The sequence below is a fragment of the Mycolicibacterium parafortuitum genome, from assembly GCF_010725485.1.
Lineage (GTDB): Bacteria > Actinomycetota > Actinomycetes > Mycobacteriales > Mycobacteriaceae > Mycobacterium.
The window spans coordinates 228,191-247,282 of the sequence record NZ_AP022598.1 but is presented as its reverse complement, the minus strand read 5'-3'; the positions used below and the strand labels follow the sequence as shown (position 1 = coordinate 247,282).

The following is a 19,092-nucleotide window of genomic DNA, read 5'->3' as shown; positions in this document are numbered from 1 at the left end:
CTTTGTGTTGTGAAACACCATATCGTCGATCTGTGATGTCGGTAACAGCACGCGACTCCGCGCGCCTGCCGAACCGCCCCTTCGCCATCTGACACTTCGGAGAGAGCATGCAACTCGTCGCTGCGCACTGGGTCTATCTGGCCGGAGTCGTATCCCTGATCGGTTTCATGATCGCGCGCAAGAGCGTCCTGGTGCCCGCCATCATCGCGACCTTCCTGACGACCTGGGTCTACAGCGGCGATGTACTCGACGGGATCGGCAGCGTCTTCAGCGCGTCGGCGGTGGCGCTGACGGAGTTCCTCAACATCTTCCTGGTGCTGGCCGCCGTCATGGCGATGATCGGCGCGATGAAAACCGTTGGCGCCGAACAGCGCATGATCGCGCCCCTGGCCCGGCTGATGACCAACGGGGTGGTGTCCTACTTCGTCCTCATCGTCGTCACCTACCTGCTGTCGATGGTGTTGTGGCCGACGCCGGCGCTCGCGCTCATCGCCCCGTTCCTCCTGCCCGCCGCGATCCGCGCCGGGCTGCCCCCGCTGGCGGCCGCGATGGCGATCGCGATCGCGGGGCAGGGGATGGCACTGGCCTCCGACTACGTCATCGGTGTGGCCCCGGGGTTGTCGGCCAGCGGAGCCGGTATCCCGGCGGACATGATCGCCGACCGCGCCCTGATTCTGAGCTGGGTGGTGGGCGCCGTGGCGATCACGATCACCTTCCTGCTCTACGTGAAAGGGGGCGCGGTACAGCGCATCCGGCGCATGCTTCCGTACCAGCGAGCGGTCGTCGCCCGCATCGAGGACGTGCCGGTGGCGGTCGGCTCGGCGCTGGTGACCAAGCGGCTACCGCCGGTTCCGCCGGTGGCCGGCGCCGGTGGAGACGGGCCCGGCGAGGGCGAGGGCCAAGACGGCGATACCGATGTTCCGAGCGAGGGTTTCCGCACCCGGCTCTTCGCGGTGGCAGTGCCGGCCGCGTTCGGTGTGCTGGTGTGCTACATGCTGTTGGGCAAGGTCACCGACTGGGTGCCCGCCGTCGAGAGCGGCCACGGCGCGGCGCTGGTGGGTGGGCTCGCGCTGGTCCTCACCGTGGCGCTGACCCTGATCACCCGCGGCAGGGACGGGGTCGAGCAGGTCGGGTCGCACTTCGTCGACGGGCTGGTCTTCGCCTTCCGGGCGATGGGCGCCGTCATTCCGGTCGCCGGCTTCGTGCTGATCGGCATCTCCGACTTCGCCGGCCGCATCATGCTGTTGCCCGAGGACGCCGATCCGCCGTCGTTCCTGTTCGACATCATCCTCAGTGGTGGACGCTTCATCCCGGACAACCCGGTGCTGATCATGTTCGCGATGCTCGTCGCCGGGATGCTGATCGGACTCGACGGCTCAGGCTGGACGGGTCTGCCGTTCACCGGCGGGCTGGCCGATGCGCTCGCCGGGGCAAATACCGAGCACACCGCGACGTTCGCCGCGATCGCCCAGAACGCGGCCGGCTGGACCGGCGGTGGCACGCTGATCATCTGGTCGTCGCTGATCGCGGTCGCCGGCTTCACCGGGGTTCCGGTGACGACGCTGGCGCGCCGGCTGTTCGTACCGGTGGTGACCGGTCTGCTGCTCAGCGTCGTGGTCGCCGCGGTGCTGTGGTGAACGCCGCCGACGTCAGCGTCCGGGCCGCTGCAGAACAGATCCGGTGCGGCGCAACAACACCGGTCGACCTGCTGGAGGACACGCTCGCGCGGATCAGGGCGGTCGATCCGCTGGTACGGGCGTTCGCCGCGTTCGACGAGCAGCAGGTGTGCGACGCCGCCGTCGGCCTCGCCGAAGAGGCACGCGAGGGCCGCCACCGCGGTGTGCTGCACGGGGTGCCGGTGGCCGTCAAGGACGTCATCGACGTCGCCGGCTATCCGACCCGCGGCGGTTCGCGAGCCACCGACGCCGAGCCCGTGAGCGCAGACTCACCCGCGGTGGCCCGCCTGCGCGCCGCGGGCGCCCTCGTCCTCGGTAAGACGCACACCCACGAGTTCGCCCACGGCGTCGTCACCCCGCCGACCCGCAATCCCTGGGATCCGCAACGCATTCCGGGTGGGTCGAGCGGCGGGTCCGCCGCGGCCGTCGCCTCCGGGCAGTGCCTCGCCGCGCTCGGCACCGACACCGGGGGATCCATTCGCGTCCCGGCGGCGCTGTGCGGGGTGTCCGGGCTGCGTCCCGTGCCGGGCGACGTCCCGGTCGACGGCATGCTGCCCTTCTCGCCGCGGCTGGACACCTGCGGCCCCATCGCCCGCGACGCGCTCGATCTGGCCCTGCTGTACGAGGTCCTCTCCGGACGGCCGTGTCCACTGCGCGACTCGGTCACGGGGATGCGCATCGGCACGCTGATGCACGCCGACATGGGCGAGGTACACGACGGCATCGGCGCGGCCGTCGCCGCTGCGATCGGCGTGCTGGCCGACGCCGGGGCCGCGACCGCACCCGCGGCCGTGCCCCCGTTCACGGCGTGGAGTGCGCCGCGCGGTGTGTACGTGCTCGCGGACTTCCTCGACGTGCACCGGGCGTCCGGCCGCTACCCCGACCGGCGCGCGGACTACGGCGAGGAGGTGGCGGGCTACCTTGAGAAGGCCGAGCGCATCACCCCGGCCGCACGGGCGGAGGCGGTCGACGAACTGCAGCGGCTCGAAGAACGGCTGCGCGCCGGGATGGTCGACTTCGACGCTCTGGTGCTGCCCACCACGCCGATCCCGGCGCCGACGGCGGCCGAATGCGAATACGCCCCGGGCGCCGACGGCCGCGCCGGTGTCATCGAACCCCTGATGCGGCTGTGCGGGCCGTTCAGCTGGTGCGGGCTGGCGGCGGTCACGGTGCCCTGTGGCACCGTCGACGGCGACCTGCCCGTCGGCCTGCAGGTCGTCGGCCGCGACGTGCCCACGGTGCTGTCCGTCGCCGCCGCCTACCAGCGTGCGACAACCCATCACCGTCGGTACCCCGGCGGCTGATCCCGGCGATTTGGAGCATTCCCCGAGCTCACCTAGTATGTAACGGTTGCCTAGGGCAGACCTCGGTTATCTCGTGTCGTTTTGAGAAAACCCTGCGTGCTCTTTGGGTGACAAAGACCGCGCATGACCAGGTCGGTATCTGGCGTGCATTACAAACCCAGGTCGAGGAGATCTAGTGATTCAGCAGGAATCGCGGCTCAAGGTCGCCGACAACACGGGCGCCAAGGAGATCTTGTGCATCCGCGTGCTCGGTGGCTCGTCGCGGCGCTACGCGGGCATCGGTGATGTCATCGTGGCGACGGTCAAGGACGCCATCCCCGGCGGCAACGTCAAGCGTGGCGACGTGGTCAAGGCCGTCGTGGTGCGCACCGTCAAGGAGCGTCGCCGTGCCGACGGCAGCTACATCAAGTTCGACGAGAACGCCGCCGTCATCATTAAGAACGACAACGATCCGCGCGGCACCCGCATCTTCGGGCCGGTCGGGCGCGAGTTGCGTGAGAAGAAGTTCATGAAGATCGTCTCGCTCGCCCCGGAGGTGTTGTAGATGAAGGTCCGCAAGGGCGACACCGTGCTCGTCATCTCGGGCAAGGACAAGGGCGCCAAGGGCAAGGTGCTGGTGGCCTACCCCGACCGCAACAAGGTGCTGGTCGAGGGCGTCAACCGCATCAAGAAGCACACCCCTGAATCGCGCACCGAGCGTGGCGCGGCCTCCGGCGGCATCGTGACGCAGGAGGCGCCGATCTCGGTGTCGAACGTGATGCTGATCGACTCCGACGGCAAGCCGACCCGCGTCGGCTTCCGCAAGGACGAGGAGACCGGCAAGAACGTTCGGATCGCCAAGAGCAATGGCAAGGATCTCTGATGACCACAGCTGAGAAGACCCTCCCGCGCTTGAAGCAGCGCTACCGCGAAGAGATTCGTGAGCAGCTGCTCAAGGAGTTCGGCTACGCGAACGTGATGCAGATCCCCGGCGTCACCAAGGTGGTCGTCAACATGGGCGTCGGCGACGCCGCCCGCGACGCCAAGCTGATCAACGGCGCGGTCAACGACCTGACGCTGATCACCGGCCAGAAGCCCGAGATCCGCCGGGCCCGCAAGTCCATCGCGCAGTTCAAGCTTCGCGAGGGCATGCCGATCGGCGCCCGGGTCACCCTGCGCGGTGACCGCATGTGGGAGTTCCTGGATCGCCTGATCTCGATCTCGCTGCCGCGTATCCGCGACTTCCGCGGGCTGAGCCCCAAGCAGTTCGACGGAACCGGCAACTACACGTTCGGTCTGACCGAGCAGTCGGTGTTCCATGAGATCGACGTGGACAGCATCGACCGGCCCCGTGGCATGGACATCACCGTCGTCACCACGGCGACGAACGACGACGAGGGACGTGCGCTGCTGCGGGCGCTCGGCTTCCCGTTCAAGGAGAACTGAGCACATGGCAAAGAAGGCTCTGGTCAACAAGGCCAACAAGAAGCCGAAGTTCAAGGTGCGTGGCTACACGCGCTGCAACAGGTGCGGTCGCCCGCACGCGGTGTTCCGCAAGTTCGGCCTGTGCCGCATCTGCCTCCGCGAAATGGCGCACGCCGGCGAACTGCCGGGCGTCCAGAAGTCCAGCTGGTAGCAGCCGGAAACCACAGACCACAAGCGAAACATGTTGCGGTAGGCCCCGATTGGTATTCAACCCAGTGGGAACCGCCGCGAGAAAGGTGAACCGGCTGTCATGACCATGACGGATCCGATCGCAGACTTCTTGACACGTCTGCGCAACGCCAACTCGGCGTATCACGACGAAGTGACCTTGCCGCACAGCAAGATCAAGGCGAACATCGCCGAGATCTTGAAGGCGGAGGGGTACATCAGCGATTACCGCACCGAGGATGCTCGCGTGGGCAAGTCGCTGGTGGTGCAGCTCAAGTACGGCCCCAGCCGTGAGCGCAGCATCGCCGGCCTCCGCCGCGTCAGCAAGCCCGGTCTGCGGGTGTACGCCAAGTCCACCAACCTGCCGCGCGTGCTCGGCGGGCTCGGTGTGGCCATCATTTCCACGTCGTCCGGCTTGAGGACCGACCGCCAGGCTTCCCGCGAGGGTGTCGGCGGCGAGGTTCTCGCGTACGTGTGGTGAGGGGTAGATAAGACATGTCGCGCATTGGAAAGCAGCCGGTCCCGGTTCCTGCCGGGGTCGATGTGACGATCGACGGACAGCACGTGTCCGTCAAGGGTCCCAAGGGGACGCTGACGCTCGATGTCGCCGAGCCCATCGAGGTCTCGCGCAACGAAGACGGCGCCATCCTGGTCACCCGCCCGAACGACGAGCGGCGCAACCGCTCGCTGCACGGGCTGTCCCGCACGCTGATCGCCAACCTGGTGACCGGTGTGACCGAGGGCTACACCACCAAGATGGAGATCTTCGGCGTCGGTTACCGCGTGGTCGCCAAGGGCAGCAACCTGGAGTTCGCCCTCGGCTACAGCCACCCGGTGCTGATCGACGCACCCGAGGGTGTCACCTTCACGGTCGAGACGCCGACGAAGTTCTCGATCTCCGGTATCGACAAGCAGGCGGTCGGCCAGATCGCGGCGAACATCCGCCGTCTCCGCAAGAGCGATCCCTACAAGGGCAAGGGAATCCGCTACGAGGGCGAGCAGATCCGTCGCAAGGTCGGAAAGACGGGTAAGTAGTAGATGGCTACCAAGACCAACACCAAGCAAGAAGCTGCCGGCCACACACCGGTGGGCAAGAACGTCTCCGAGACGCGCCGCACCTCGCGGCTGCGCAGGCACGCACGCCTGCGCAAGAAGGTCGCCGGCACCGCCGACCGTCCGCGTCTGGTGGTCAACCGGTCGTCGCGGCACATCCACGTGCAGCTGGTCAACGACCTCGACGGCGTCACGGTGGCTGCCGCGTCCTCGATCGAGGGCGACGTGCGGGCGACCGACGGCGACAAGAAGGCCGCCAGCGCCAAGGTCGGGCAGCTGATCGCAGAGCGCGCCAAGGCTGCGGGCATCGAAGAGGTCGTGTTCGACCGCGGTGGCTACACCTATGGCGGCCGGATCGCGGCACTGGCCGACGCTGCGCGCGAAGGCGGGCTGAAATTCTGATGACTGTCAACGAGAGGACTGCATGATGGCCGAGCAGGCTGGCGCCGGTTCGGCGCAGGACAATCGCGGTGGCGGCCGTGACGATCGCGGTGGCCGTGGCCGCCGTGACGATCGCGGCGGCCGGGGCGGTCGTGACGACCGCGAGAAGAGCAACTACCTGGAGCGCGTGGTCACGATCAACCGCGTCTCCAAGGTGGTCAAGGGCGGTCGCCGGTTCAGCTTCACCGCGCTGGTGATCGTCGGCGACGGCAAGGGCATGGTCGGTGTCGGCTACGGCAAGGCCAAGGAAGTTCCCGCCGCCATCGCCAAGGGCGTCGAAGAAGCGCGCAAGAACTTCTTCCGCGTGCCGCTCATCGGCGGCACCGTGACCCACCCGGTTCAGGGTGAGGCCGCGGCCGGTGTCGTGATGCTGCGTCCGGCAAGCCCGGGTACCGGCGTCATCGCCGGCGGTGCCTGCCGCGCGGTGCTGGAATGCGCCGGGGTGCACGACGTCCTGGCCAAGTCGCTGGGCAGCGACAACGCGATCAACGTGGTGCATGCCACCGTTGCCGCGCTGAAGCTGCTGCAGCGTCCCGAAGAGGTCGCGGCTCGCCGTGGCCTGCCTATCGAGGATGTAGCGCCCGCGGGCATGCTCAGGGCTCGTCGCGAGGCCGAGGCCCTGGCCGCCAGCGCAGCGCGTGAAGGAACGGCGTAACCATGGCAGAGCTCAAGATCACCCAGGTGCGCAGCACCATCGGTGCGCGCTGGAAGCAGCGTGAGACGCTGCGGACCCTCGGGCTGCGCAAGATTCGTCAGTCCGTGGTCCGCGAGGACAACGCGCAGACGCGCGGCCTGATCAACACCGTGCACCATCTCGTCACGGTCGAGGAGGTATAGACATGGCTCCGATCAAGCTTCACGATCTGAAGCCGGCTCCCGGGGAGAAGACCAAGAAGACCCGGGTGGGTCGTGGTGAAGGCTCCAAGGGTAAGACCGCCGGTCGCGGCACCAAGGGCACCAAGGCCCGCAAGAACGTCCCGGTGACGTTCGAGGGCGGCCAGATGCCGATCCACATGCGGCTGCCGAAGCTCAAGGGCTTCCGTAACCGCTTCCGCACCGAGTACGCCCCGGTCAATGTCGGCGACATCAACAAGGCCTTCCCCGAGGGTGGCACCGTCGGTGTGGCCGAGCTGGTTGCCAAGGGCCTGGTTCGCAAGAACGTGCTCGTCAAGGTGCTCGGCGACGGCAAGCTGACCGCCAAGATCGACATCACCGCGCACAAGTTCAGCGGCAGCGCCCGCGAGGCCATCACCGCCGCAGGCGGTTCGGCCACCGAACTGTAGGAGCTCGACAACCGAGAACCCCCGCGTTCAACCAGAAGCCCCCGCCCCGGCGGGGGTTTCTGCGTTTGTGAGGTGCATCTGCCGTAACGGCACGAACTGCGAAGACGATCTACACTTCGCATGCCGACACCCTCCGAGGAGTAATGCCGATGACCCGCCACCGTCGAACCGTCACCGCCGCGTTGATCGCCGCCGGTTTCGCCATGTTCGGCGGCCTCGCGCCCGCCCATGCCGATTCGCCCGACGAGCGCTTCGCCGCGTACATCGACCAGATCGGCATCCCGCACTCACCCGATCAGGACCTCAAGGCGGTCGGCCAGCGCGTGTGCGACATGCTCACCGCGGGTCTGCAGGGCAATCCGAACCCGGCGCCCGCGGTGCGCGGCGTCGTCGGCACGCTGTCGAAGAACGCCAACATCACCAAGGAGCAGGCCGTCGGCCTGATGCGGGCGTCCTCGTACGTCTACTGCCCTCAGTGGGGCCGGCTGATCGGCCGCTGACCTCCCGCGACCCGTCGGTACGCTCGAAGCATGTTCGCTCTGCTGTCCGGCGTGCCCGGGTTCGACGAGGTCCGCCAACTCGCCCGTAAGGTCGACACCGCTCGTCACCAGGGCGTTCCGGACGGCTGCATCCTCGAGCTGGATCTGCGCACCGCCCCGCCGGAGTCCGCCGGGTTCGACCCGGTCGCACTGCTCAACGGCGCGGGCCGGCCGCTGCTGCTGCGGGAGGCGATCGCCGCGCTGCACCGCGCCGCCGACGATCCGCGCGTGGCAGGTCTGATCGCGCGGGTGCAGATCGACGCGGCCCCGCCCGGGCCCGTGCAGGAGTTGCGCGAGGCGATCGAGGCGTTCACCGCGAAGAAGCCGTCGCTGGCGTGGGCCGAGACCTACCCCGGCACGCTGTCCTACTACCTGGCCTCGGCGTTCGGCGAGGTGTGGATGCAGCCGTCGGGCACGGTCGGCCTGGTCGGCTTCGCCACCAACGCGCTGTTCCTGCGCGACGCGCTCGACAAACTCGGTGTCGAGGCCCAGTTCATCGCCATGGGTGAGTACAAGTCCGCGCCGAACCTGTTCACCGAGCACAGCTACACCCAACCGCACCGCGAGGCAGATACCGCGCTGGTCACCGGGCTGCGCACGCAGGTATGGGAGGCGGTGGCCCGGTCCCGCGGCATCGACGCCGCGGCGCTGGACGCGCTGGCCGACCGTGCGCCGCTGCTGCGCGACGACGCCGTCACCGCGAAGCTGATCGACCGCGTCGGATTCCGGGACGAGGCGTACGCCCGGATCGAGGAACTGGCCTGCGCAAAGAGAGCCGCCGCCGACGATGCGGGTGAGGACGACGAGGCCCCCCGGCTGTACCTGCACCGCTACGCGCGCACCAAGCGCCCGTCGGTTCCGGGCCTGCAGCACCGGCAGCGGATCGCGGTGGTGACCGTGGCGGGCCCGATCGTCAGCGGGCGGGGTGGACGGCAGATGTCGCCGCGCGGCGGCACGAATGCCGGTGGGGACACCATCGCTGCCGCGCTGCGCGAGGCCGCCGCCGACGACGACGTCGCGGCCGTGGTGCTGCGCGTCGACAGCCCCGGCGGATCGGTCACCGCGTCGGAGACGATCTGGCGCGAGGTGGTCCGTACCCGCGAGAGCGGTACACCGGTGGTCGCGTCGATGGGCGCGGTCGCGGCGTCGGGCGGTTACTACGTGTCGATGGCCGCCGACGCGATCGTCGCCAACCCCGCCACCATCACCGGCTCGATCGGCGTCGTGACGGGCAAGTTCGTCGCCCGCGACCTCAAGGACCGGCTCGGGGTCGGATCGGATTCGGTGAAGACCAACGCCAACGCCGACGCGTGGTCGATCAACGCGCCGTTCACCGAGGAGCAGCACGCGCAGGTGTCCGCCGAGGCCGAGCTGTTCTACCGCGACTTCCTCGAACGCGTCGCCGCCGGCCGCGACATGACCGTCGAGGCCGTCGAGAAGGTGGCCCGCGGCCGGGTGTGGACCGGTGCGGACGCGCACGAGCGTGGGCTCGTCGACGAGCTCGGCGGACTGCGCACCGCGATCCGGCGGGCCAAGGCGCTGGCGGGCATCGACGAGCACACCAAGGTCGGGTTGCAGTACCTGCCGAGTGCGTCGCTGCGGGACGTCCTGCGTCCTAAGCCGTCGTCACAGCCCGCGGCGGCGTCGCTGACGGAACTGGTGGGCGGGTTGGCGATCCGCTCGCTGGCCGAGGTGGTCGATCAGACGCAGCGCTCACTCACCGGCGTCAACGCGCTGTGGCTAGGGGAGAGCCGCTTCTCGTAAGTCCTCAGACGCGCACAGCCGTCAGGTAACCGGAGTCGCCGATCATCGCGACCAGTTCGTCACGGACCGGTTCCAGCCCGTGGGCGGCGTAGGCCTCGTTGCTCGTCAGCACCGTCGTCTGCCAGCCCGCCGCGCTCAGGTGCTCGGTCGCGGTCCTGCGCTCGCCGCTGTAGAACAGCTTCGTCAGGTCGATGTCACTGCCGTGCCGCTGGGCCCGCTCGGTCATCGCCTTGGCCCAGTCACCGGTCAGCGCCTTGGGATCCATGTGTTCGGTCGCGATCCGGCTGCCCGGCGCGCTGAGCGCGGTGACGGTGTCCAACAGCCGGTCCTGCGCCTCCGGCGGTAGGTAGATCAGCAGTCCCTCGGCGATCCACGCGGTCGGGCGGTCCTGGTCGAAACCGGCGTCGCGCAGTGCGGTGGCCCAGTCGTCGCGCAGGTCGATACCGACGGTGCGGCGTTCGGCGGCCGGTGTGGCGCCCGCGTCGGCGAGCACCCGGGTCTTGAACTCGATCACCGCGGGCTGGTCGATCTCGTAGACGACGGTGCCCTCAGGCCACGGCAACCGGTAGGCGCGGGTGTCCAGTCCCGACGCGAGGATGACGGCCTGCCGGATCCCGTCCTGGGCCGCCCGGGCGAAGAAGTCGTCGAAGTAGCGGGTGCGCACCGAGATCTGGTCGATCGCCTGCCGGGCGCCGAACAGCGGGTCGCCTTCGAAGTCGATCTCGCCCCGGGCCACCTTCACGAAATGCGGCAGCCCGACCGCCTCGACGAGCAGTCCGGCGTACGGGTCGTCGAACAGCGCGTCCGGTTCGCGGGAGGCGAGCGCGCGGGATGCCGCCACCGACGTCGCGGTCGCGCCGACGCTCGTCGCGAGGTCCCAGGTGTCTCCGTCGGTGCGTGTCATGGCTGGTCCTTTCCGTGCGGTGTCTTGATCGCGTCCAGTGCCATCGAGTCTCGCAGGGTCCCGAGGGTGTCCGGCACGTCGAGGCTCCTGCCGTAGCGCGCGAAGACTTCCGGCCGCCGAGACGCGGTGACATCCCAGCCCAGCGCGCCGAGCTGCTCGGCCGGGGGAGTGCGCTCGCCGGGCTGGAACAGGTCGGCGACGTCGGGGATGCCGCTGTCGAAACCCTGGTTGCGCCACTGGTCGCGCAGGGCGCGGGCGCGTTCGCCGATGCCGGCGCCCGCGTCGGGGTGGTACTCGGTGGCCAGCCTGCTGCCTGGCGCGCTGAGCCGGTCGATGTCGTCGAAGAGCCGGTCCTGGGCGTCGGGCGGCAGATAGACGAGCAGCCCTTCGGCGATCCATGCCGTCGGGGCGCCGGGATCGAAGCCCGCGGCCCGCAGCGCCGCCGGCCAGTCGTCGCGCAGGTCGGCGCCGACGGTGTGCAGCAGCGCCGCGGGCACGGCGCCGAGCCCTGCCAGCGTCGCGGTCTTGAATCCGATCACCGCGGGCTGATCGATCTCGAACACCGCGGTGCCCGCCGGCCAGTCCAGCCGGTAGGCGCGCGAGTCCAGGCCGGAGGCCAGGATCACGGCCTGCCGGATGCCGGCCGCCGTCGCGGCGGCGAAGAAATCGTCGAAGAACCGGGTCCGCACGGCCATCACGTCGGTCATCAGCCGGCCGACGCCCGAGTCGTCCCCTTCGGAGTAGTCGAGTTCGCCGTCGACGATCCTGGTGAAGAACTCGATCCCGACGGCGCGCACCAGTGGCGCGGCGTACGGGTCGTCGATCAGCGGATCAGGGTCGCCGCTCGCCACCGCCCGGGCGGCGGCGACCATCGTCGCCGTCGCGCCCACGCTGGTGGCCAGGTCCCAGGTGTCGCCCTCGGTGCGCGCCATCTCGGCTCCCTTACGCGCGTTATCGCGTCGCGTCGACGTAGACGACGTCGGCGAAGCCCTCGTCGCTGTCCAGCGGCTCCAGCCCGTAGCGGCGCAGCAGGTCGTTGGTCGGCGTGGCCTCGACGCTCCAGCCGCGCTCGCGCAGGTACGCGGGGACCTCGGCGCGTTCCCCGAGGAACACCAGCTCGGAGAAGTCGAGGTCGAAGCCGTGGCTGCGCCACTGATCGGTCGACTCCTTCATCCGCTCGCGCAGCTCGTCCTGGTCGGCGACGTCGTGGGAGGGCACCGCCTCGACGGCGAGACGGCTGCCGGGCGCGCTCAACTCACCGATGGTGTCCAGCAGCCGGTCCTGTGCGTCGGGTGGCAGGTAGCCGAGCAGTCCCTCGGCGATCCATGCCGTCGGCGCGCTCGCGTCGAACCCGGCGGCGGCCAGCGCGGCAGGCCAGTCGCCGCGCAGATCGATCGCGACGGTCTTCAGGTCGGCCGTCGGTGCGGCACCGAGCTGGGCCAGTGTCGTCTTCTTGAACGCGATCACCTCGGGCTGGTCGATCTCGAACAGCCTCAGGTCCTGCGGCCAGGCGAGGCGGTATCCGCGGGCATCGAGCCCCGAGGCCAGGATGACGGCCTGCCGGATACCCGCCGCGCACGCGGCGGCGAAGAAGTCGTCGAAGAACCGGGTGCGGGCGGCCATCCCGTCGGCGAAGCGGCTCATCCCGACCGGCGACCGTCCGGAGTCGTTGGCGTCGAGGTCGGCGGCCGTCAACTCGCCGGATGCGATCTTGGTGAAGAAGTCGACGCCGACCGCGCGCACGAGGGGTTCGGCGTACGGATCGTCGATGACGGGGTTGTCGGCCTTGGTCGCGACCGCGCGGGCCGCGGCCACCATCGTGGCGGTCGCGCCGACGCTGGAGGCCAGATCCCAGGTGTCGTTCTCGGTACGTGGCATGGGTGAATCCTCAGTACTCGGCCTTATTAATTAGGGCAGTTAACAACTGTCGGCGACTGTACGCTCGGAATCTGAATGGCCCCTGAGCGCCGGATGTGCGGCAATCCACGATTCGGGGACAGAACATGCAGCTGTTAGTCTCGTAGACTGTTTGAACGCGTGACTTGCGCAGGCTGTTCAGCCTGCTCGTGCCGTCGCGCACAGGACTTAACCACGACGCTGGTCACGCCAGCCCCATGAGCACGCCGCGAGCAAGACCCACGGCCGTGCAGGAGGAAAGAGTGCTGTCGGCTTTCATCTCGTCCCTGCGGACAGTAGATCTCAGGCGAAAGATCCTGTTCACGCTCGGAATCGTGATCCTTTACCGGGTCGGTGCCAACGTTCCGTCCCCGGGCGTCAACTACCCGAACGTGCAGCAGTGCATCGCCGACGTGAGCGGCGGTGAGTCGGGTCAGATCTACTCGCTGATCAACCTGTTCTCCGGCGGCGCGTTGCTGCAGCTGTCGGTGTTCGCGGTCGGCATCATGCCGTACATCACCGCGAGCATCATCGTCCAGCTTCTCGGCGTGGTGATCCCGCGCTTCGAGCAGCTGCGCAAGGAGGGGCAGGCGGGCCAGACCAAGCTCACGCAGTACACCCGCTACCTCGCGATCGCGCTGGCGATCCTGCAGGCCACCAGCATCGTGGCGCTGGCCGCCAACGGCGGGCTGCTGCAGGGCTGCTCGCTGGACATCATCGAGGGCCAGAGCGAGGGTATGAACATCTGGACCCTGGCCGTCATCGTCATCGTGATGACCGCCGGTGCGGCTCTGGTGATGTGGATGGGCGAGCTGGTCACCGAGCGCGGCGTCGGCAACGGCATGTCGCTGATCATCTTCGCCAGCATCGCGTCGGCGATCCCCGGCGAGGGCAAGAACATCCTCGACAGCCGCGGTGGCATGGTCTTCACGCTGGTCTGCGTCGCGGCCCTGCTGATCGTGGTCGGCGTCGTGTTCGTCGAGCAGGGCCAGCGCCGCATCCCGGTGCAGTACGCCAAGCGCATGGTCGGCCGCAAGATGTACGGCGGCACCTCGACCTACCTGCCGCTGAAGGTCAACCAGGCCGGCGTCATCCCGGTCATCTTCGCGTCGTCGCTGATCTACATCCCGCACCTGATCACCCAGCTGATCACCAGCGCCAGCGACAGCCCGAGCACCGGGTGGTGGCAGTCGTTCGTCGCCGACTATCTGACCGACCCGAGCAGCCCGGTCTACATCGCGATCTACTTCGGGCTGATCATCTTCTTCACCTACTTCTACGTCTCGATCACGTTCAACCCCGAGGAACGTGCCGACGAGATGAAGAAATACGGCGGCTTCATCCCGGGCATCCGGCCCGGTAAGCCGACCGCCGAGTACCTGAGTTTCGTCCTGTCCAGGATCACCCTGCCGGGCTCGATCTACCTGGGCGTGATCGCCGTGCTGCCGAACCTCTTCCTGGAGATCGGCAACACCGGCTCCGTGCAGAACCTGCCGTTCGGCGGTACTGCGGTCCTCATTGCCGTCGGCGTCGGACTCGACACCGTCAAGCAGATCGAAAGCCAGCTGATGCAGCGCAACTATGAAGGGTTCCTGAAGTGAGAATCGTGTTGCTGGGACCGCCCGGAGCGGGCAAGGGCACGCAGGCCCAGAAACTGGCGGAGAAGCTGGGCATCCCGCACATCTCCACGGGCGACCTGTTCCGGTACAACATCAGCAACAACACCGAGCTGGGCATCGAGGCCAAGAAGTACCTCGACGCCGGTGACCTGGTCCCGGCCACCCTGACCAACGCGCTGGTCGACGACCGGCTCGACGACGAGGACGCGAAGGCCGGGTTCATCCTGGACGGTTTCCCGCGCTCGGTCGAGCAGGCCAAGGCGCTGGCCGAGATGCTGGAGAAGCGCGGACTCTCGCTCGACGCGGTCGTCGAGTTCCGGGTGCCCGAAGAGGAGCTCGTCTCGCGGCTCAAGGGTCGCGGACGTGCCGACGACACCGAAGACGTCATCCGCAACCGGTTCAAGGTCTACCGGGACGAGACCGCCCCGCTGCTGGACTTCTACTCCGCCGACGTCAAGACCGTCGACGCCGTCGGTGAACTCGACGAGGTCTTCGACCGGGCGTTGAAGGCGCTCGGCCAGTAGATGGTCTCCCTGCCCGGCCTGCGTAGCCGCAAAGTCGTCCCCCAGCGCACCGCGGGGGAACTCGACGCGATGGCCGCTGCCGGTGCGCTCGTCGCTGCCGCGCTGAAGGCGGTGCAGGCTGCCGCGGCGCCCGGTGTGTCGACGCTCGACCTCGACCAGGTTGCCGAGTCGGTGATCCGCGACGGCGGCGGAACCCCGTCGTTCCTCGGCTACCACGGCTTCCCTGCCACGATCTGCTCGTCGGTCAACGACCGCGTCGTGCACGGCATCCCGTCGGCGACCGAACTGCTCGCCGAGGGTGACCTGGTGTCGATCGACTGCGGCGCGATCCTCGACGGCTGGCACGGTGACTCGGCGGTGACGTTCGGAGTAGGCGCGCTGATCGACGCGGACGCGAACCTGTCGGCGGCCACCCGGGAGTCGATGGAGGCCGGGATCGCGGCGATGCTGCCGGGCAACCGGCTCAGCGACGTGTCGCACGCGATCGAGAAGGGCACCCACGCGGCCGAACAGCGCTACGGCCGCAAGTTCGGCATCGTCGCCGGGTACGGCGGTCACGGCATCGGCCGTGAGATGCACATGGACCCGTTCCTGCCCAACGAGGGCGCGCCGGGCCGCGGGCCCTACCTGGCGCCCGGTTCGGTGCTGGCCATCGAGCCGATGCTGACGCTGGGAACCCGCAAGACCGCGGTGCTGGAGGACGACTGGACGGTGGTGACCACCGACGGTTCCCGCGCCGCGCACTGGGAGCACACCGTCGCCGTCACCGAGGACGGTCCCAGGATTCTGACAGCCGGCTGAACTAATCTCGCCTGTCCGTCGTATGTAAAGACGGAGGTTGGGATGGATGACCCGGAAGCCGCGATGATGCGCGTGCTCTACGACGAGCACGCCACCGCGCTGTGGCGCTACGCGCTGCGGTTGACGGGGGACCGGGCCCGCGCCGAGGACGTCGTGCAGGAGACGTTGCTGCGCGCGTGGCGACATCCGAGCGTCATCGCCGATGTGGAACGCCCGGCCAGAGCCTGGCTGTTCACTGTGGCCCGCAACATGATCATCGACGAACGCCGCAGCGCCCGGTTCCGTCATGAGACCGACGTGCCCGACCCCGGCAGCGTCGCGGACAGCGCGTCGCCCGACGAGGTGGACACCGCGCTGGACCGCATCCTGTTGAGCGCCGCGCTGCGCCAACTCTCGGAGGAACACCGGGCGGTCGTGCGGCGCGCCTACTACCAGGGCTGGACCACCGGGCAGATCGCAGCCGATCTGCACATCCCGGAGGGCACCGTGAAATCCCGGCTGCACTACGCCGTCCGCGCACTGAGGCTCGGACTAGAGGAGATGGGGGTGACGCGATGACTCCCCAGGATCGCTACCAGACGTGGGATGCCGCCTATGTGCTCGGCGCGCTGGCCCGCGACGACCGCCACGAGTACGAGGACCACCTGTCCGACTGCCCGAGCTGCCGCACCGCGGTCGCCGAACTCAGCGGGATGCCGGATGTGCTGTCGATGCTCGACCTCGACGAGGTCAGCGCGCTCGACGACGAGCAGCCCGAGCCGCCGCTGCGGCCGGAGGTGCTGACCTCGGTGATCGAGCGGGTCCGGGCGCGCCGCCGCAGGAACCGCGCGATGACGCTGGCCGCCGTCGCGGTGGCCGCGGCGATGCTGTCGCTGGCCCTCGCGCTGGTGGTCAAACCGGAGTTGTTCGGCCGCGACGCGGGTACCGACGAGCAGGCGTCGGCGCCGCTGCACACGATGGTGAAGGTATCGGAGACCCCTATCAACGCCAGCGTCGCGCTGACCGGATACGGCTGGGGCACCCGGATCGACATGGCGTGCTCGTACGGCGACTGGGGGCAGAGCCCGCACGGCACGGCACCGCAGGACCTCGGCATGGTGGTCGTCGGCCAGGACGGGACCCGGTCTCAGATCGCCACGTGGCTCGGGCTTTCCGGGGCGACGGCGCTGCCGAGCGGGACGACGCCGATGGCGGCCGACGACATCAAGGCCGTGCAGCTGGTGTCAACGCACGACGGCAGGGTGCTGCTGGAGAAACAGCTGTGATGAGGTAAGAAAGGTGCGTGGGACCGGACCGGCGCGACCCTATCGCCACCGCACGCGCCAACTGGGAGCGCGCGGGCTGGGGTGATGTCGCCGACGGGATGGTCGCGGTGACCTCGGTGATGCGGGCCCACCAGATCCTGCTGGCCCGGGTCGAGAACGCGCTGCGCCCTTACGATCTGAGCTTCTCCCGGTTCGAACTGCTGCGGCTGCTGGCGTTCAGCCGCACCGGCGCGCTCCCGATCACCAAGGCCTCGGACCGGCTGCAGGTACACGTCACCAGCGTCACGCACGCGATCCGGCGGCTGGAGGCCGACGGGCTCGTCGAGCGGCTGCCGCACCCCACCGACGGCCGCACCACGCTGGTGCGCATCACCGACCTCGGCCGCTCGACGGTCGAGGACGCCACCGAGACGCTGAACAAGGAAGTGTTCGGCGACATCGGGATCTCCGAGGACCAGTCCCGCGCGCTGTCCGACGCGATCGAGACGCTGCGGCACAGCGCGGGCGATTTCTAGGCGGGTTCCCGGTTCGCGGGCAGCGGGATCGTCGCGGTGACCGCGGTGCCGTTACCGGGCCGGGAGCGGATGTTGAGTCTGCCCCCGACGATTTCGGCGCGCTCTGCCATCGACAGCAGCCCGTAGCCGCCCATCTCGTCGCCGCCGAGCGGATTCTCCAGCGTGTCGAAACCGATGCCGTCGTCGACGATCTCCAGCCGCGCGACCTCGCCGTTGTCGGTTCGGTCCACGGCGAACGTCAGCCGGGCGTGGTCGGCGCGGGCGTGTTTGACGACGTTCTGCAGGCACTCCTGCGCGATGCGGTACAGCGCCAGCTCGATGTGGTCGGGGAGCCGATTGTCGGCCAGCTCCCCTCCGATGTCGAGGTCGATGTCGATCTGCGGGATGGACCGGGCCAGGCTGGCCAGCCCGCCGGAGAGCCCGAGGTCGTCGAGCACCGGAGGTCGCAGCCCGCTGATCGCGGCTCGGGCCTCCTGCAGGGTGAGCTCGGCGAGTTCCCGGGCCCGGTCCAGCTGTTCGGTCAGTGCGGCGTGATCGGCCGGCGACTTCGCGGCCTGCGCGGCGGCGTCGAGCCGGTAGGACAGCGTGACGAGCCGCTGGGAGATGCCGTCGTGGATGTCGCCGGCCAGCCGCCGCCGCTCCAGCTCCTGGGCCTCGATGACCTGCTCGACGAAGTTCTCGTGGGCGCGTTCGCGCGCCACCAGTTGGCGGTGCAAACGGGCCTGGTGCATCGCCCCCGCGATCAGCCTGCCGATCACCAGAAGCAGCTCGACGTCGGCGTCGGCGAAGTCGCGTTCGGCGACGGTGTGCACGTTGAGCACACCGACCAGCCCGCCGGGTTCGGTCTGCATCGGCACCGACACCATCGAGGTGAAGTCGCGGCCGCGCAGCGACCGGAACGGCAGGTAGCGAGGATCGGACTCCTTGTCCTTGCGGATCACCACCGGTTGTTGATGGCTCGCGACCCAACCCGAGATGCCCTGTCCGAGCGGCAATCTGATCTTGCCGACCTCGGCGTCGAACGGCGGCGTCGCACCGGCCAAAGTCAGTGACCGCTCGGTGTCGTCGAGCACGTGCACGAAGCACACGTCGCTGTCGGTGGCGGCGGTGATCATCCGAGCGGCCGCCGCGGCCAGCGGTTCCACCCCGGGCCCGCGCGAGGCGGCCTGGATCAGTTCGCGCAGCAGCGTCAGCTCACGGTCGGCGGTCAGCACGGGCCGCGTCATTGGAAGATGCCTTCGCGCAGCGCGGTCGCGACGGCCGCGGTGCGGTCACTGACGCCGAGCTTGCGGTAGATCGAACTCAGATGGGTCTTGACCGTCTCGTCGCCGATGACGAGTTTCGCGGCGATGGCGCGGTTGGACAGCCCGTTGACCACCAGCTCGAGGATCTCGCTCTCCCGCTGGGTCAGGCCTTGGCGGGCACCGGGCCACTCCACCACCCGGGCCGCCATCGACGGGTCGATCGCCGTCTGGCCGGTGTGCACCGACTCGAGCTGTCTGACCAGGTCTTCGCTGCTGATGCTCTTGAGCAGGTAGCCGGACGCGCCGACCTTCAGCGCCTGGAACAGGTACTGCTCGTCGTCGTAGACCGACAGCATCACCACTTTGCGGTCCGGGTCCCAGGCGCGCAGCTGCCGGCACACGTCCAGCCCGCTGGATCCCTGCATGCGCACATCGCAGAGCACGATGTCCGGATCGAGGTCGGCGACCACGCCCATCACCCGCTCGGCGCCGACCGCCTGGCCGACGACGGTGACCCGGTCACCGAACGCGGCCAGCATCGCCTTCAAGCCCTCGATGACCATCTCGTGGTCGTCGACCAGCACGATTCGCACCGGATCGGGGGTCATGGCCCCACCTTAGAGATTCCCCCT

At 68.8% G+C, this 19,092-nt stretch carries 25 protein-coding genes; 20 read left to right on the top strand and 5 right to left on the bottom strand.

Features of this window, described 5'->3' with window-relative positions:
- Positions 1-107 precede the first annotated feature (107 nt).
- The 14 genes from NTM_RS01155 (at position 108) to sppA (ending at position 9,692) form a co-directional block, all read left to right on the top strand.
- Positions 108-1,637, top strand: coding sequence for a permease (locus NTM_RS01155; RefSeq protein ID WP_104862911.1), 1,530 nt, complete (start codon positions 108-110; stop codon positions 1,635-1,637).
- A complete protein-coding gene (locus NTM_RS01150) occupies positions 1,634-2,980 on the top strand; it encodes an amidase (protein ID WP_163765183.1) in 1,347 nt (448 codons plus the stop codon). Before NTM_RS01155 ends, NTM_RS01150 begins: the two co-directional genes overlap by 4 nt.
- A 175-nt stretch (positions 2,981-3,155) precedes the next feature.
- Complete coding sequence (gene rplN / locus NTM_RS01145) at positions 3,156-3,524, top strand: 50S ribosomal protein L14 (RefSeq protein WP_003892852.1); 369 nt, start codon at positions 3,156-3,158, stop codon at positions 3,522-3,524.
- The gene (rplX, locus tag NTM_RS01140) at positions 3,525-3,842 is read left to right on the top strand and encodes a 50S ribosomal protein L24 (protein WP_163765182.1); all 318 of its coding nucleotides are present in this window, start codon (positions 3,525-3,527) and stop codon (positions 3,840-3,842) included.
- The gene (rplE, locus tag NTM_RS01135; RefSeq protein ID WP_104862914.1) at positions 3,842-4,405 is read left to right on the top strand and encodes a 50S ribosomal protein L5; all 564 of its coding nucleotides are present in this window, start codon (positions 3,842-3,844) and stop codon (positions 4,403-4,405) included. Before rplX ends, rplE begins: the two co-directional genes overlap by 1 nt.
- Positions 4,406-4,409: 4 nt before the next feature.
- Complete coding sequence (locus tag NTM_RS01130; RefSeq protein ID WP_011778599.1) at positions 4,410-4,595, top strand: type Z 30S ribosomal protein S14; 186 nt, start codon at positions 4,410-4,412, stop codon at positions 4,593-4,595.
- A 99-nt stretch (positions 4,596-4,694) separates the two neighbouring features.
- A complete protein-coding gene (gene rpsH, locus NTM_RS01125; RefSeq protein ID WP_043405799.1) occupies positions 4,695-5,093 on the top strand; it encodes a 30S ribosomal protein S8 in 399 nt (132 codons plus the stop codon).
- A 14-nt stretch (positions 5,094-5,107) separates the two neighbouring features.
- A complete protein-coding gene (rplF, locus tag NTM_RS01120; RefSeq protein ID WP_104862915.1) occupies positions 5,108-5,647 on the top strand; it encodes a 50S ribosomal protein L6 in 540 nt (179 codons plus the stop codon).
- A 3-nt stretch (positions 5,648-5,650) separates the two neighbouring features.
- On the top strand, positions 5,651-6,067 hold the full coding sequence (gene rplR / locus NTM_RS01115) for a 50S ribosomal protein L18 (RefSeq protein ID WP_104862916.1): 417 nt from the start codon (positions 5,651-5,653) through the stop codon (positions 6,065-6,067).
- Between the two features lie 25 nt (positions 6,068-6,092).
- On the top strand, positions 6,093-6,761 hold the full coding sequence (rpsE, locus tag NTM_RS01110) for a 30S ribosomal protein S5 (protein ID WP_024446213.1): 669 nt from the start codon (positions 6,093-6,095) through the stop codon (positions 6,759-6,761).
- A 2-nt stretch (positions 6,762-6,763) separates the two neighbouring features.
- Entirely contained in the window at positions 6,764-6,943 is a 180-nt protein-coding gene (gene rpmD, locus NTM_RS01105) for a 50S ribosomal protein L30 (protein WP_104862917.1), read from the top strand.
- A gap of 2 nt (positions 6,944-6,945) precedes the next feature.
- Positions 6,946-7,389, top strand: a complete 444-nt coding sequence (rplO, locus tag NTM_RS01100) for a 50S ribosomal protein L15 (protein ID WP_104862918.1) — start codon at positions 6,946-6,948, stop codon at positions 7,387-7,389.
- A gap of 149 nt (positions 7,390-7,538) precedes the next feature.
- Positions 7,539-7,889, top strand: a complete 351-nt coding sequence (locus NTM_RS01095) for a DUF732 domain-containing protein (RefSeq protein ID WP_104863215.1) — start codon at positions 7,539-7,541, stop codon at positions 7,887-7,889.
- Between the two features lie 30 nt (positions 7,890-7,919).
- Complete coding sequence (gene sppA, locus NTM_RS01090) at positions 7,920-9,692, top strand: signal peptide peptidase SppA (RefSeq protein ID WP_104862919.1); 1,773 nt, start codon at positions 7,920-7,922, stop codon at positions 9,690-9,692.
- Between the two features lie 4 nt (positions 9,693-9,696).
- Here sppA and NTM_RS01085 read toward each other — a convergent pair whose 3' ends face one another.
- From NTM_RS01085 to NTM_RS01075, 3 genes are read right to left on the bottom strand one after another with little or no spacing between them, the layout of a single operon-like run.
- On the bottom strand, positions 9,697-10,596 hold the full coding sequence (locus NTM_RS01085) for a class I SAM-dependent methyltransferase (RefSeq protein WP_104862920.1): 900 nt from the start codon (positions 10,594-10,596) through the stop codon (positions 9,697-9,699).
- Positions 10,593-11,528: an SAM-dependent methyltransferase gene (locus NTM_RS01080; protein WP_104862921.1), complete on the bottom strand. Its 936-nt coding sequence runs from the start codon at positions 11,526-11,528 to the stop codon at positions 10,593-10,595. The genes NTM_RS01085 and NTM_RS01080 overlap by 4 nt, the downstream gene beginning before the upstream one ends.
- A gap of 19 nt (positions 11,529-11,547) precedes the next feature.
- The gene (locus tag NTM_RS01075; RefSeq protein WP_163765181.1) at positions 11,548-12,474 is read right to left on the bottom strand and encodes an SAM-dependent methyltransferase; all 927 of its coding nucleotides are present in this window, start codon (positions 12,472-12,474) and stop codon (positions 11,548-11,550) included.
- A 281-nt stretch (positions 12,475-12,755) separates the two neighbouring features.
- Here NTM_RS01075 and secY point away from each other — a divergent pair, with 281 nt between their 5' ends.
- Genes secY through NTM_RS01045 form a run of 6 tightly spaced genes read left to right on the top strand, consistent with a single transcriptional unit; the run spans position 12,756 to position 17,216 of the window.
- The gene (gene secY, locus NTM_RS01070; RefSeq protein ID WP_083144954.1) at positions 12,756-14,093 is read left to right on the top strand and encodes a preprotein translocase subunit SecY; all 1,338 of its coding nucleotides are present in this window, start codon (positions 12,756-12,758) and stop codon (positions 14,091-14,093) included.
- Positions 14,090-14,635 (top strand): adenylate kinase, encoded by a 546-nt coding sequence (locus NTM_RS01065; RefSeq protein WP_083144955.1) that lies wholly within the window; start codon positions 14,090-14,092, stop codon positions 14,633-14,635. Before secY ends, NTM_RS01065 begins: the two co-directional genes overlap by 4 nt.
- Complete coding sequence (gene map / locus NTM_RS01060; protein WP_104862923.1) at positions 14,636-15,436, top strand: type I methionyl aminopeptidase; 801 nt, start codon at positions 14,636-14,638, stop codon at positions 15,434-15,436.
- Between the two features lie 42 nt (positions 15,437-15,478).
- Positions 15,479-15,994 (top strand): sigma-70 family RNA polymerase sigma factor, encoded by a 516-nt coding sequence (locus tag NTM_RS01055; protein ID WP_163765180.1) that lies wholly within the window; start codon positions 15,479-15,481, stop codon positions 15,992-15,994.
- A complete protein-coding gene (locus tag NTM_RS01050) occupies positions 15,991-16,701 on the top strand; it encodes an anti-sigma factor family protein (protein ID WP_163765179.1) in 711 nt (236 codons plus the stop codon). Before NTM_RS01055 ends, NTM_RS01050 begins: the two co-directional genes overlap by 4 nt.
- A 17-nt stretch (positions 16,702-16,718) precedes the next feature.
- Entirely contained in the window at positions 16,719-17,216 is a 498-nt protein-coding gene (locus NTM_RS01045) for a MarR family transcriptional regulator (protein ID WP_104862925.1), read from the top strand.
- On the opposite strand, the gene NTM_RS01040 is transcribed toward NTM_RS01045, so the two are convergent.
- Together NTM_RS01040 and NTM_RS01035 are read right to left on the bottom strand one after the other, a co-directional pair.
- Positions 17,213-18,442 (bottom strand): GAF domain-containing sensor histidine kinase, encoded by a 1,230-nt coding sequence (locus NTM_RS01040; protein WP_163765178.1) that lies wholly within the window; start codon positions 18,440-18,442, stop codon positions 17,213-17,215. The two genes, NTM_RS01045 and NTM_RS01040, sit on opposite strands and share 4 nt — an antisense overlap.
- On the bottom strand, positions 18,439-19,068 hold the full coding sequence (locus tag NTM_RS01035) for a response regulator (RefSeq protein WP_163765177.1): 630 nt from the start codon (positions 19,066-19,068) through the stop codon (positions 18,439-18,441). Before NTM_RS01035 ends, NTM_RS01040 begins: the two co-directional genes overlap by 4 nt.
- Positions 19,069-19,092: the final 24 nt, after the last annotated feature.